This is a genomic window from Flavobacterium sp. XN-5, assembly GCF_008033395.2.
Classification (GTDB): domain Bacteria; phylum Bacteroidota; class Bacteroidia; order Flavobacteriales; family Flavobacteriaceae; genus Flavobacterium; species Flavobacterium hiemivividum.
In genome coordinates, this window is record NZ_VOGZ02000002.1 from 418,819 (window position 1) to 433,296 (window position 14,478).

Below are 14,478 nucleotides of genomic sequence, written 5' to 3' on the forward strand. Positions count from 1 at the left end.
TATATAATAAAAATTAGTAGCTATTTATTTTTATAATCATCTTCTCCAGCGTCTTAATAGCAACTGCCTTGTCACGGTCTTCGGCATTGTAAGACTTGCTTCTTACAGATTGATAGGACAGCTCTTTTTTAAAAGGAGTAGACAAATAAGGAACAATACTTTTAAATACCTGACTCATGGAGCGGGCTTTTACGACACGAGATTCATCTGCAGCTCTCAAAATAAGAGCAATCTGATCGCACGACAAATCACATTCCATCTTAAAATTGGAATCGATTGTCGTTATGTCACTTTTAGGAGCTGAGTCAATAATCTCCTCCTCTTTAGATTTTATTTGCTGCTCCAAGTAGCGAATTTCATGTTGAAACCAGGTGGATAAAACCGCTATCAAGTTTGGTTCTTGTGGGTCAAACATTCTTTTGGGTTTACAATTGAGCTGTCCAAATTCCTTGTGAATTCGTAAAATAGTGGCAAACTTATCTCCAATTGTAGTATAGTGATTAAGTTGCTTTAGTATCTTATTTTTCAAGTAAGTACTGTACTCCTGGCAATTAAAATTAAATCCTATCAATATTTCATCTGCTGCCGAGTATATAGTACTTTTTACAATTGGTAGCGCATCATTAGCTAAGGCATTCAAAAGTTCCTTTCTATACACTATTTCCCTGTAGGTACTTTTATGCGTGTGCTCAGATGTCACTTTTTGATAAAGTTTTGCAATTACAAGTTGTAAAGGTTCTTCTGTACCAGAAAGAGCCTTAGAAATATTTTTTTTTAAAACGTCTAGTTTGGACAGAATTTCTCTTTTGTAGACTATTTGATAGGTGATTGGAACACGCACATCCAAACTAAGGTACTTGTAAAAACGGTTTTCAACAAAAGATAACAATTCCTCTAACACAGCAATAACGGTAGTACCGATAATACGAAGATGGGGTTCTCTAAAACATTCATGTTGCTGGTTTTCAATGCTACAATCTAAAAGGTAAATAAAACTGGAATGGTATTTTCGAACCAAATGCCGAAATTGTCTCTTTTTTCGAATAGAAAAAATTTCTTCCTTAATCTGAACCTGAATCCTACGAGATTCTTTTAAAATATGGGCAACGAGTTCCTTGCTTTCAGCAATGGATATGGATTGTAGTGCTCCACTCCTTGCATTAAGTTCCTGTACTATTAAACAATCGAACCATTCTAAGGTGTATTTTGTTTGCATCATAGAATTGTTTTTATTGGTTTTGAAAAACAATTAATTAGGGGAGAAATAGAGCTACTTGCTTAAACTGCTCCGGTAGACCGTCGGTGATTTTCCAACATGCTTTTTAAAAAAGGTACTAAAAGCCGAAGGACAGTTGAATCCCAAATATTCTGACAAGAAATTTATTGTAATTTGGTCGTCTTCAAGTGCATTTTTTGCCTCCATGATAAGAGTTTCTTCAAGGATTTTCTTTACTGATTTCCCTGTAGTATGTTTAACCACCTTATTCAGATGACCAGGGGTTACATATAAAACACCTGCATAAAATTTTACGTTGTGCTGCTCTTTAAAATGTATGGCGAGAATATTTAGAAATTGAATGGTCAAATTTTCATTTCTTGTAAAATTCAAGTGGTAGTCACTCACAAAATGTCCATAAATACAACGGAGTTCATATAAAAAGAGATTAAAACTAATTCGCTGTAACTCAGTTGCCACATACCGAATTGCTCTATCGCTGTTTACTTGATACATCAACTTGTAGATTAGCGATATCACTAAAGAACTTTTGAGGTCTAAACTCACCTTTTCAACACTTTTACCACTAAGAAAATAAAAAGCATCAAGAAGTGCCCTCTTATTACAATTTTCTATCGCGAAAGCTGCACTGAACGAAAGGTAGAAAAGTTTTAGCTGAGGATCCGCGTATAAAATTGCTAAAGGTGCTCCTTTAGAAAGCACAACTAAATCATGAGCGAACAATTCCAAAAAAACACCTTGAAATGAAATTCTAAGACTACCTGATTTTATAAGAAGTACAACTGTATTATTTATAAGGAACGCTTCATCGCTCACATTTGTATGCGTACAATCTTTTAGAATTTGAACATCTAGGCCTCTAACAGGAAGTTCATTTAAATCGATATGTAGTAAAGTCATTATCATAATTCACTCGTTTCAAGTAAAAAGGAATACTGTCAAATTAAAATCGTACTAATCGTGATCGTTTGATTTTTCGACTACAATCAAAAAAATGAAATACAGATTCATCAAGGTTATTACAAAAAGTATAAAACCCATGGTTTGAGTACTCGCACTTTTATTGCGACCGTTAAACCAATAGCCAACTATTTCATCATAGCTTAATAAATCTATAATGAAATAGAGACTAATTAGGTTAAATATGACCAATACTAAAGAAAAGCAAATGGGTAATTTCATCAGTAATAAGATCATTTTTGTTATTAAAATACTAAATGATTATAAGTAATAACGCAGGTGAACGATTACAGAAATAAGTGATGCCTGAAAAGGATGAAACCGTGACGCAACTTTTTTGTTTCCAACGGAAAGTTCCCAATCTCGATCTTTATGTTCCCCTTCTGCATCAAGTGCATATCTGGTAACTGAGGTGATTCCTAAAATTGTTTCCAATTCGTGGTCTGTTAGATTGGAAGATTCCATTATATCAGCTTCATATGTGGTAATGAAATCGTACAATAGACTGTACTCTGCTTCTCTATTTTGAATAAGAGAGACAAAAAAGCTGAGTAAACTACTTTCTGCCGCTTCGCTCAAGGTACCTGCTGCTAGTGTTGATGTAACCGCAGTTTCAGGGTTATTAATACTGATAGTAATTCCGTCTTCGGTAATCAAAATATTGCTTTTCCCAAAAACATCGGGAGCCTTCAACTTTGCGCCCATATAATTTACTTGAGTCGCTAAATCTTGAATGGTTTTAGAATATCCATGAATCTTATAGTAGTCCGAAAGCCAAAAACCATATTTTTTCCCAACTTCATCGTAAGGATTAGCATCATTTGCAGGACCCAATTGTTTCGATGAACTTTCTTGCACTGAAACACTATTAACTTCTTCAACTGTATTTCCATATTCATCCGTAGAGCAGGAAATCAGTACTAGAACAACAAGCAAACCTAAAAATAAATTTTTCATAATTATAAGTTATAAAATGTGACTGAGAATAATTTCTCTGTTCATTTACCCGGGTAAACAGAACATTTATTTAGCACGATGCTAAACTTTTTGCTTTTGAATTCGAAACAAATCTAAATGCTCTAAAGTACCTAAACAACACTATAGTGGTGGGTTTTCACGATTTCAACTATGGATTTTCACGAAATCCACACCTATTTTTTTTTAACCAATAAAACATTACTTATCAGCAGATTATAGTATTTTTGAAATACATTTTGTTGGAAATATTCCAGTATCTATATCTTAAAATAGTAGGAGTGTTCAGCAACTATCCCCGAATTTAAATGATGTCCTATGAAGCCATTTTTTATACTAATGTTATTTGTACCCATGTGGATACAGTCTCAGAATACCTCGTTCAAAGGTTATGATTCCATACAAAACAAAGATTTTGTTTTTTTAAAAGACCGAATAGATCAGTTTAAAAATGACAGTACCAGAGCTGCCATATACCTATTTGCTTATATCAAAAAAGCAAAAAGAGAACACAACTGGCAAGAGCTTAAAAATGGGTATCAAAACGTAATATACCATTCCCCCTCCTCGATGCGTACGGTTTACGCTGACAGCATGGTATATGCCGCAAAAAAGACGAAAGATAATGCGACCATTGGTAGTGCGTTTTTAACCAAAGGAATAGTTTCCTTTGCCAATAAAAAACACGAAGAGGCATTAGATGACTATCTAATTGCTAACGAATATATATCCAAAACAAATGATCAATACCTCATTTATAAAGTTAAATACAACATGGCACAGCTTAAAAACAACATGGGGTTTTATGACGAAGCCATTTCTTTATTGAGAGAATGTGTAAACTACTATAAAAAAAATCATGACAGACCTTATCTCAATTCACTCCATTCTCTGGGGCTGTCTTATAATAAAGTGGGCAACTACGGCTTGTGTAGCCAAACTAACGAGGAAGGAATCAAAGAAAGCGCAAAGCGCGCTAGACCAGAAATGACCGCTTATTTTCAGCACTCAGAAGGTGTGAATCAATATTTTCTAAATAATTACCAAAAGGCTATTGATAATTTAAAAAGTACAATGTCTGAAATAGAAAGAAACAATGATTTTGCCAATGAGGCTGTAGGGAATTTCTACATTGGAAAAAGTTACTGGGAACTTAAAAAATATGAAAGGGCCATCCCCTATTTTAATAAAGTGGACCAGATTCTAAACAGTAAACAATTTATAAGACGGGATTTGTTACAAACTTATGTAGTATTAATTAACTACTACAAAACAAAAAAAGAGGATAAGCTACATTTGTATTATGTAGACCAATTGCTTAAAGCAGACCAATTGCTGCGTGAAACTAACAGTTATCTAGTCGCTAAAGTAAATAAGGAGTATGATAATAAAAACATTATTATTGAAAACCAAAAATTAGAGCAACAAGTAAATGGACGAAATTCCAACAAATTGATCTTCATAACTCTGGGGACACTAGTATTCTTAACTCTTCTTTTCGTTAGCTATCGCAACTTTAAAATGAAAAGTACATACAAAAAAAATTATGAAGCACTGATGAATAAAAGCGTGCAGCCTATTAAAGAAATTACCCCAATACAACATGCTGGAATCGATGATATCAATGCGGCAGCAGTTACTGAATTAATTAAGCAATTAGAAAAGTGGGAACAGGCTAAGAAATTCCTAGAAAAAGAAATCACCTTGGTAAAACTAGCCGCTACTTTTAACTCTAATACTAAGTATCTTTCTCTTATTATTTACCATCACCGACATAAGAAATTTACTACCTATATTAACGACCTAAAAATAGATTACCTTATAACTACAATTAAAGAAAGTAAAGCTCTGCAACAGTACAAAAATGAAGCACTGGCTGAAGAAGTCGGCTTTAGTTCTATCCAACGATTTGCGAATGCTTTTAAAGCAAGAGCCAATATGCCCGTAGCTTTTTATATAGCACAACTTAATAAAGAAGAATAGAAAGTGATACCCTAAACAAGAGAATAACTCAAATTTCACAGGCTACGTCGCATAAAAACAGCATAAATTACTATTTTTACGTATAAACTTAATAAAAAACAATCATGAAGGATCTTATTCAAAAAATTAATGCCGAGTATGCTACATTTAAAACAGAAACTGAATCTCTAGTAGAAAGAGGAGTTAAAGCTGCAGGGCCTAGAGCTCGTAAAGCAACATTGGAAATAGAAAGATTATTAAAAGAATTTAGAAAAGTTTCTGTAGAAAATCAGAAGAAGTAATCGAGAAAAAATCAAATGGTAAGACCCAGGATAACTATGTTTTAATCATTATGTTAATTAGCAGTTTAACTTTTGGATTCCTTAAATACTCGTATTTGATTCTGACAAATGCGACAGAGCCAGCACTTGTCTTTTATTGCGATAATAATTTTTTAGACCCTATCTTTTTTCTTTTATTAAGCCAGATAATAAATCCAGTTATTGGCAACGAAGCACAAATTAACGAAGCTATAAAAGCCAATATTTTTGTTGTTAATCCTCCAAGTGACCCAGTGTGAAGATCATAGTTCATCGTGGTTATTTTACTTCCAAGTTGTAAATTAGCAGATGATTTTAATTTAACCAATTGGCCATCTTTTTGATTGAAATAATACCAATAAAATGCGCTAGTTTTATTTTCTTCAAGTCGTACTTGAATACCTTGAGATTCAGTTTTTTCCTTCTCCAATCGAACCGAAAATTGGTCAGCTTCTTGATGTTTTAATAGAACATAAAACAATGCATTATCTAGAATATTTTCAGTTTTTTGTGGAATAAAAGCAAGTTTTTTAGGTACCGTATTTTCTTTTTTATCTAAAGCATCGAAACTTGTAGTAATGATTGTTTTTAAAAATGGAAAAGCAAAAACGAGTCCAGTAAATGCAAATACTAATGCGAAGATTAAACTGTAAAAACCAAGAACATTATGTAAATCATAATTTAATCTTTTGCGTTTTGCATTTAGTTTTATTGAAAAATGTTGTTTTAATGTTTTTCTTTTCCATTTTTTAGGCCACCATAATATGATACCAGAAATTGAAATTATGGCAAAGAAAAGGACAGAAAAACTAGTAATTGTATGTCCGTATTTTTTGCCTAGAAGCAAATTCATATGTAATTGCAAAACCACTTGAAAAAACTCGCTTTTAGAATTTTCTACATTTTGAACTTTCCCCGAATATGGATCGATAAAAACGCGTTTGTGGTATACAAAATAATCAGAATAGAGAAAAGCATTTTTATTGGTTTTCACAGCTCTAAAAACCCATGTACGGTCTTTATGTGGAAAAACATCTATTCGAGTAACCTTTTCTCCTTTATTTAAGTTTTCTTCAGCAATAGCAATTAACTTACTTAATGCTATAGGTTGTTTTTGTTGTGTAACAGGAACATTTACATAATATTTTTCAGGATAAACTAAAAGTTTAAGTTCATCCTGAAAAACATAAATGCAACCAGTAAGACTAACTATAAGAACTACAATTCCAGAAATTAATCCTAACCATTTATGCAACCAAAGTACTTTTTTTTTCATCGGTATTAAAAACGGTATTGTAAATTTAAACTTGTAGACATCCCACTTCCAAGAACATATTCAGTATCTAAAGCACGATATTGACTTACAGTTGGGTAGTAGTAATTGTTTAATAAATTTTCGACTCCAAGACTAAGTGACCAATTTGAGTTAAAGGTGTAATTTGTTGATAAATTAACCAAATTAACTGTTTTTATTGGGCCTTCGCTATTATTATATTTTCCTTTACTGTTTAATTCAAAACGATCACGACATCCTGTATTTACCCATGATAATTGTAAATTCCAATCTGAGTTTGGTTTGTAATTCACAAATCCAGTTGCTTTTGGAGGTGCAATTCTAGAACCATTTAAGTAAGCTTCACTTCCGTCATCAAATTCAGCTTTTCCTTCAACATAAGAATAACTTCCGCCAATTTTAATTTCGTTAGACACTTTATAGTCTAAACTAATTTCGTAACCTTTAACTTTTTCAGGCTCACGTTGGGGTGTTAAATAACCACCAACATCTACTAAATTAACACCAAGTTTTGATGTACTAATATAGTATGCTCCAGTTATGCTTAAACGATTAATTTTGCTTGAAAATCCAATTTCAAAATTATTTGTAATGATAGGATCTGTTTCTAAACTAGCAATTGTATTTTCAGTAGCTCTTCTTAATATTCGACCTAATTCGTTAATCGCAAAACCTTGAGAAAAACTTACAAAAGGATTGAAAAGTTCGTATTTGTTAAAACGTAATCCAGCATTAAACATCGTTGCAGTGTATGGGATTTTTCCACCCTCGACAAAAATACTTCCTTCTCCATTTGGTCCTGATGCAATGGTATTATAATCGTCAACTCTCACGGTTGCATTTTCATAACGAATTCCTCCTTTGAAAATTAAATTTTCTAATAAATCCATTTTCAATTGTGCATATGGAGCAATATTTATCATGTTCATTTTCGGAATATACACACGACCATCAACTAAATCTTGGTAAGTAACATCATTTAATAAATCTAATCCATAAGTTATTTCAGAAGGAATTGCACCAATTTTGAAAGGAGTATTTAAATTAATACGCAAACCTTTTTTATCCGAATTAATCTTTGTTTGTCCTGGCCCGTACCAAGACGAAGAATTTTCAACATAACGGTTCATTGAACGAAACGAATTTAAATAAGCTGAAACATCTAATTGAGTAGTTCGAAATAGATTATCTTTTGAAAAAGTAAGCATTAAGTTATGATTGTATGGAGTTCCTGCCTTTTCTCCAGAATCGGTTCCGCGAACTCCAATTGTTGGTGTTTCACCGTAAACTCCAGTTTCACTAATGTATTTTGAGTGTTGCGTACTGCCGTAAAAGTTATATAATAAATTAAAATTTGAGTGGTCAGTAACTGAATAATTTAATTTGGTAAAAGCGTTTGCTTGATACGAATTTGATAATCCGTCGGTTTGGCCTAAAGGTTTTCCTTTTGCATCTCTTTGTAAGGCGGTATAATCATAAGAACCGCCTACAACGTAACTAAATTTATTTTTTCTACCATTAAAAAATTGTGACATACGATATCCCAAAGTTTCTCCACTATGAATAGGATTGAAAGTTGTTCCTACTGAAGTTGTTCCACTAAAAGAATCCACTAAAGGACTTTTTTTAGTAATATAATTGATAATACCACCACCAGATCCATTTCCGTAAATAGAGGTAGCACCTTTAATTACCTCGATTCGTTCAATAGTATTTGCATCTATAGCACGGATGTCTCTTTGACCATTCATCAAAGGAGTTGATTGCGGAATACCATCAATTAAAACTAAAACCTGCCTTCCTCTTAAAGTTTGTCCAGCGTTAGTAGCTTTATTTGTCGTAGTTCCCAAACCCGGAATAACATTTCCCAAAATAGACGAAAGGTTAGTATTGATTGTGCCTTGCGCCTGAATATCTTTACTATTCAAAACAGTAACCGAAGAAGGTATTGTAGAAATATCTTCTTTTTTTCTACCAGCGGTGATCACAACTTCATTTAATTTATTTTCTTCCTCAGTTAAAGTAATTATGTACTCTAATTCAGTGTTGAAATTTGAAAAACTATAAAAAAGCCCCTCATATTTGTTTGCTGTAACAGATATTTTTTTTTGTTGAATTAAAGAAGATTCAATGTGAACTTCTCCGTTTTTTCCAGTAGTTGAGATTAAATTATTGTTAGAAAAAATCTGTGCATTTTCAATTGGTTTTTTTAAAGAGTTTTCAACTCTAATTTTTATATTTTGAGATAATAAAATTTGAGAAATCAAGAAAAAGCAAAGTGATAAAAGTTGTTTAAAGTTCATTTTTTGGATTAAAGAAGTTTATTTTTATTTAGAATAAATTTAAACAAAGGTAGTTTTATTCTTTTTTAGATACAAAAAAATCTTAAAATTTCTTTAAAATTGTGCTTTTAAAAACTAACAATAAATGGTTTGAAACACAAGATAGTGGGAGGATTTTTATCAACAAAAAATAGTTTGGAAAAGAGTTGGGTCTATTCTTCGATTTTAAAATACGACTGATATTTTGGCAGTAGATAGTACTTCATTTACACAACTAAATCAGCCAACGCCCAGCGTTAACAGTGGTTTATGTCACTAAACCACAACAATCCCAGTCAGGAAAACCGCATTTTCTAAACTGATGTGCAATACCTATGCCAACTTTAAACCAATTACCGATCACTAAAAAACCGCCTACGATAAAATAAAACACCATCTATAAAGACTTTAAGACATTCGATTGGAGACTTTATGACTAAAACAACAAACACCTGCACCGCAAGCCTCTTTGAACAAAAGGTCTCATTAATTTAATTTGAATTTATTAATGGTGCAGGATGTATTGTATTGTGAGATGTGAGATGTGAGAGTATAGAAAATAGAACAACTCCTACTCTTCTGAATTTATTAATAAAAGAAAGTTATTTTACTTTTTTAGCTCACATAACTTTTATTATAAGTGGTGTTTGCTTCGCCTGTTCGCTGCGCTCGGGTGTCTGAATCTTCGATTTATCTTGATAAAAAAAGTAACAAAAAAATACTCAGGTTAATATTTAAATTTTTGACTTCGTGACCCGAGCCTGAAAGGCGAACGGATGAAATAATCTTCGATTTCAAGCCTGAATAGTTGCATCCCGATAACTATCGGAGCCGAAAATCTTGGGCGCATTTATCTCACTAATGCCTTATTGTTATTGGTGTTCGATGAACCTCACTTCGTTTCGGTTTCCCTATCGCGACCCCAGCCGCTCGTGTTGCACACTTGACTCGCGGGGCACTCCCGCCGGCCAACGCTCAAATCCTTGCCCGGATTTTCTAGGATAAAAATATAAGGGCGGGGGTAAAGCGGAAAACTATGCCCTAAGGTGACTTAAAACACATAAAAAGAATAACTTCTTCCTTTAAAAACAGAAAAAATGACCCAAAAAAACAAATAAGTCCCATAAAAAAACTCCGAATTACGATTCAGAGTTTGATTTGTAAAAAGTAAAATACGAAAGCAATCCCCATAAGTTGAAACGCCCATTAAGCTCCCCAAAGCTGATAACGACGGGTTTCGTTCAACAGCGACTTCTTGCTGGGTCTTGCAGACCGCATGAAGTCTTACTTATTAGCAGTAGTTATTCTTCTCGAATTCGATTTGTCAAGATGAAAATACAAGGTATAGTTGTTTTTCTGTTGTTATAATTTTTATCAAGTTGAATTTTTACTTCCACAATGCAATCTAGTTCAATTTGATATTCATTAAGATTTTCAATGAGGAAATTATCAATAGTTACAATAACTTTATCTGATTTTTTTAGAATTCCATTTTCTGATTTAAACTTTTCAATAAATTCATTTAGATATAAAATCTGACTTTTAGTTTTTCTTACAATTAAATATGCGCCTTGAGTATTTGGAGTTTTTCCAAAAAAAGTTTTCATTTCTATGTTATATGGACTTAAAATTACTTTATTGATGTCAATTTCTTTTCCATCCATATAGAATTTTCCCGATTCTCCAATTAATGAATCAGAAATAAAAATCTTTTCTTTTTCAGCGATTTTAATGTTCTGACCAAAAGTAATTAGACAATTAAACAAAAGTAAATAATAAAATAATTTTACCATTTTGAGAGGTTTTTTTATAATTACTGCTAACGTCAGTCTGTGAAAAAACGTCCGTTTATTTCTTTCAAATATAACACTTAATATAAAATAAAAGGAAGAAAAGTTGCATATTTAATGATGCAACACATCACAGGAATACCGCGCAATCAGATGGTCTTTTCAAGTTTAGAAGACATGATTTTACCAGATAATCCAGTTCGTTTTGTAGACGCTTTTGTGGAAGTGTTGTCAATACAGACTTTAGGTTTTAAGATTCAAACGTTAAAGACAGAAGGTCGTCCAAGTTTCGACACTAAACTGTTCCTTAAAATATATTTATATGGTTATTTAAATGGCTTGCGAAGCTCTAGAAAACTGCAAAAAGAGTGTGTTCGTAATATTGAACTACAATGGCTTTTGTGTGGAATTGTACCGAACTACAATGGGGCTACAATCACACCAATTTGACGGGCCTCGAAAAAGTAAATGGGGAGCATAGTTTAATTATGCTTGTCTACAACATCAAACGCACGATAAATATTCTTGGTGTACCCGATTTAATTGCCAAAATCAAGGACTGGAACACACCCTACAAAGCAAAAGCTTGTATTGTCTTTATTACGAACTATTTTAGGCTTTGTAAAGACATTATTAAAAATTAGCTACAATTTGCTGCCTAAAAAAGAGCTTGTAGTAGAACGATTGCAATGATGTTTATGAGGATGGTTTTAAGTCAAAATAGCGACTAAATGAGGTTTTTTCACAGCCTGACGTTCTCGCGCTACATGCAGTTTGGGGCTAAATCAGCGTTATCTTTCGGATTTACGAAATCTTCCAAATACAAACCAATTTTTCCATTAAGCCAAATCCCCAAATTACTTGTAGCTGTTATAGCCAGTGGTTTTTCTGGTTCTTTTATAGTCAGCTTGTTTTTAGATTAGCTTTTTGTCTTTTTCAGAAATCAAACAATTCCCCTAATAAACCCTTTTTCTTCTTATATTGGTACTCTTTGTCTGAAGAATATCTTTGTTTGTCAGAATAATTTTCGTGTTGTACATTCTTGACATTTTGTGAAGAACGTTCGATAATTTTGTCAAGCTCGCCTCGGTCAAGCCATACTCCACGACAATCTGGACAGTAGTCAATTTCAATTCCACTGCGGTCTGTCATTACTAAATTCACATTACAATTTGGACATTTCATAAAATATAAATTAATTGGTGATTTTTTCTAATATCTTAATACCTTTTTTAGAGATAGAGTCAAGTTGAGAAGATGATTTATTAATTAATGTGTCAAGTTTTTTAACCTTGTCACTTTCTTTATTAATAAGTGTGTCAAGTTTTTTAACTTTGTCTATTTCTTTATTAACTAGAGAATCTAAAGACTTTGTTTTGTTTGTTAATTCATTAAGTTTGCTTTCAACTTCATTGCTTAAGTTATTACAAGCTGTCAAGTAAAAAGATATTACAATAGTTAGCAAAATTTTGTTCGGAAAATACTTCATAGTTCTGTTATTTTAAGGTTTAAATTCGTTTTGTCTGCAAGTTAAATAATTTATCATCATTCTGTCCAAGATTTATTTTTGGCTGTATCGTCCTACCATTGGCTATAACGTTTCGCCGCCTTGTCTAATCGCGGTGATAGAAGCATAGTACTTTCCGCTACCGCAGACAAACTTATGGAAAATAAAGTTTCAATTTACTCAGAACCAGCGATTAGTCAAGACGGCTGTTGTACGCTGCCCGAATTTTAGAACTAAATTTGACATTAAAAATAAACAAAATATTTTACTTACTTAATTGATTTTTTTATTAAAATTAAACCATTAATAATGATTAAATTTGCAAAAAAATAGAGTAAAACATTCTAGTGCAAGAAACCATCAAATGGAAGAATATCAGAGGAAAATATTAATTAATCGGGATAGGTATATTTAGAAATATGTTGCCTTTCTAAAAAAGGCAGTACCTAAAATGATTACATTTTACAAAAATGAAAAAGGTTTACTTAAAACCGAAACGCAAGAGAAAAATGGTTGGATAAACGTAGTTTGTCCAACCAAAGAAGAAAAAAAGTTTTTACTACAAGATTTACAAATTCCCGAAGCTTTTTACAACGACATTGAAGATATTGATGAAAGACCACGTATTGAAATTGAAGATGGTTGGTATTTAATAATTCTTCGTATTCCTTTTAAGAGTGATGATGCAAAATTGCCTTTTAATACGGCTCCAATGGGATTAGTATTTAAAGATGATGTTTTTGTGTCGTTGACTTTTCATAAAACAGATATTCTATCTGATTTTGTTTTGTACACGCAACGTAAAAAAATTGAAATTGAAAATCATTTTGATTTGGTTTTGAAATTGCTATTATCGTCTAGCGTTTGGTTTTTGAAATACTTAAAACAAATAAATCAACGAATTAAACTTGCCGAAGACAATCTTGAAAAATCGATTAAGAATGAAGAGTTACAAGCGTTATTGCAAATAGAAAAGTGTTTGGTTTTCTTTGTAACTTCGATAAAAGGTAATGATATTTTGTTTAGAAGATTAAAAAACCTGAAAGAACATCGTGATGCTTTTAATGAGGATTTATTAGAAGATGTTGAAATTGAATTGAAACAAGCGGAAGAAACCACCAATATTTATAGTAACATTTTGACTGGAATGATGGATGCGTATGCATCAGTTATTTCAAATAATTTGAATGTTATTATGAAGCGATTGACTTCAATTTCAATTATCTTGATGATTCCAACGTTAGTTGCAAGTTTTTATGGAATGAATGTGCCTAACCATATTGAAGAAAATCGTTATGGATTTATAATTGTAATTTTAATTTCTTTAGTTATCTCAATATTTGGGGTTTTTCTTTTTAAGAAGAAAAACTTATTTTAAAAATAGATTTTTATGATTGGAAGTAGTCAAAAGCATACATTTGAGAATTTTAATTGGCTTGATGTTAAATGTCCAAGTGAGGAACAATTTGCAGATATTGCAAAAGAGTTTAATCTTGAAATCTTTGCTGTAAGAGATAGTTTAGAACCTGGTCATTTGCCTAAAATTGAAAAGATTAAAGATTTTAACTTTGTTATTCTAAGAGCTTATACAGCAAATGAAAATGATAATCTTTCGACGGTTGAAGAATTATCAAATAAAGTTGCGTTTTTTTATAATGAAAATCAATTAATTACAATTCACAGAACGCCGTTTCTTTTTTTAGAAAATCTTTCAAATTCTGAAAAAAAGTATGATTCAGTTTATGATTTATTAATGGTTATTTTTAAACAAATAGTTTTAACTTATACAGAGCCATCACAATGGCAAACTTGCCAAATTGATGAAGTTGAAAAAACTATTTTTTTGAAAAGTCATAGCAAAATTTCATTGGAAGATTTATATTTTCAAAAGGCAGAAACTAGAATTAGTAAAAAACTTTTGGTTTTAACTCAAAATGTTGTTAATCAAGTTGTAGTTCCTGATGTTAATAAAACTGCTTTGCAAGATGTAAAGGATAATTTGGTTAAATTAATTTTAGAATATGAAGAAGCGTTAGAAAACGCAAATAACTTAATGTATCCGCCCGAGCAAGCACATATTTCATGGGCTGATGTAAGGTAGTAGTTTTGTCC

13 protein-coding genes are annotated in these 14,478 nt (G+C 31.9%); 5 read left to right on the forward strand and 8 right to left on the reverse strand.

Annotation, left to right across the window (positions count from 1 at the left end; all coding sequences use genetic code 11):
• Positions 1–13: 13 nt before the first annotated feature.
• The 3 genes from FQU23_RS07095 to FQU23_RS07105 form a co-directional block, all read right to left on the reverse strand.
• On the reverse strand, positions 14–1,219 hold the full coding sequence (locus FQU23_RS07095) for a hypothetical protein (RefSeq protein ID WP_147673261.1): 1,206 nt from the start codon (positions 1,217–1,219) through the stop codon (positions 14–16).
• 51 nt (positions 1,220–1,270) lie between these two features.
• A complete protein-coding gene (locus FQU23_RS07100) occupies positions 1,271–2,143 on the reverse strand; it encodes a helix-turn-helix domain-containing protein (RefSeq protein WP_147673262.1) in 873 nt (290 codons plus the stop codon).
• 315 nt (positions 2,144–2,458) lie between these two features.
• The gene (locus FQU23_RS07105) at positions 2,459–3,154 is read right to left on the reverse strand and encodes a hypothetical protein (protein WP_147673263.1); all 696 of its coding nucleotides are present in this window, start codon (positions 3,152–3,154) and stop codon (positions 2,459–2,461) included.
• 336 nt (positions 3,155–3,490) lie between these two features.
• On the opposite strand from FQU23_RS07105, the gene FQU23_RS07110 reads away from it, so the two are divergent.
• Both FQU23_RS07110 and FQU23_RS07115 read left to right on the forward strand, forming a co-directional pair.
• Complete coding sequence (locus tag FQU23_RS07110; RefSeq protein ID WP_147673264.1) at positions 3,491–5,155, forward strand: AraC family transcriptional regulator; 1,665 nt, start codon at positions 3,491–3,493, stop codon at positions 5,153–5,155.
• Positions 5,156–5,259: 104 nt separating this feature from the next.
• Positions 5,260–5,436, forward strand: coding sequence for a histone H1 (locus tag FQU23_RS07115; protein ID WP_147673265.1), 177 nt, complete (start codon positions 5,260–5,262; stop codon positions 5,434–5,436).
• A 133-nt stretch (positions 5,437–5,569) separates the two neighbouring features.
• On the opposite strand, the gene FQU23_RS07120 is transcribed toward FQU23_RS07115, so the two are convergent.
• The 3 genes from FQU23_RS07120 to FQU23_RS07130 all read right to left on the reverse strand — a co-directional run bounded on the left by FQU23_RS07120 (position 5,570) and on the right by FQU23_RS07130 (position 10,862).
• On the reverse strand, positions 5,570–6,730 hold the full coding sequence (locus tag FQU23_RS07120; RefSeq protein ID WP_147673266.1) for a PepSY-associated TM helix domain-containing protein: 1,161 nt from the start codon (positions 6,728–6,730) through the stop codon (positions 5,570–5,572).
• A gap of 5 nt (positions 6,731–6,735) precedes the next feature.
• Positions 6,736–9,051, reverse strand: coding sequence for a TonB-dependent receptor (locus FQU23_RS07125; RefSeq protein ID WP_147673267.1), 2,316 nt, complete (start codon positions 9,049–9,051; stop codon positions 6,736–6,738).
• 1,319 nt (positions 9,052–10,370) lie between these two features.
• On the reverse strand, positions 10,371–10,862 hold the full coding sequence (locus FQU23_RS07130; protein WP_147673268.1) for a hypothetical protein: 492 nt from the start codon (positions 10,860–10,862) through the stop codon (positions 10,371–10,373).
• Positions 10,863–10,976: 114 nt separating this feature from the next.
• Here FQU23_RS07130 and FQU23_RS07135 point away from each other — a divergent pair, with 114 nt between their 5' ends.
• Positions 10,977–11,309, forward strand: a complete 333-nt coding sequence (locus FQU23_RS07135; protein WP_147673269.1) for a transposase — start codon at positions 10,977–10,979, stop codon at positions 11,307–11,309.
• 486 nt (positions 11,310–11,795) lie between these two features.
• Here FQU23_RS07135 and FQU23_RS07140 read toward each other — a convergent pair whose 3' ends face one another.
• Together FQU23_RS07140 and FQU23_RS07145 are read right to left on the reverse strand one after the other, a co-directional pair.
• A complete protein-coding gene (locus tag FQU23_RS07140) occupies positions 11,796–12,044 on the reverse strand; it encodes a zf-TFIIB domain-containing protein (RefSeq protein ID WP_147673270.1) in 249 nt (82 codons plus the stop codon).
• Positions 12,045–12,054: 10 nt separating this feature from the next.
• Positions 12,055–12,348: a hypothetical protein gene (locus FQU23_RS07145; protein ID WP_147673271.1), complete on the reverse strand. Its 294-nt coding sequence runs from the start codon at positions 12,346–12,348 to the stop codon at positions 12,055–12,057.
• 469 nt (positions 12,349–12,817) lie between these two features.
• Between FQU23_RS07145 and FQU23_RS07150 the strand changes: the two genes are divergently transcribed.
• Positions 12,818–13,744, forward strand: coding sequence for a magnesium transporter CorA family protein (locus tag FQU23_RS07150; protein WP_147673272.1), 927 nt, complete (start codon positions 12,818–12,820; stop codon positions 13,742–13,744).
• Positions 13,745–13,756: 12 nt separating this feature from the next.
• Complete coding sequence (locus tag FQU23_RS07155; protein ID WP_147673273.1) at positions 13,757–14,467, forward strand: CorA family divalent cation transporter; 711 nt, start codon at positions 13,757–13,759, stop codon at positions 14,465–14,467.
• The last annotated feature ends 11 nt before the right edge of the window (positions 14,468–14,478 follow it).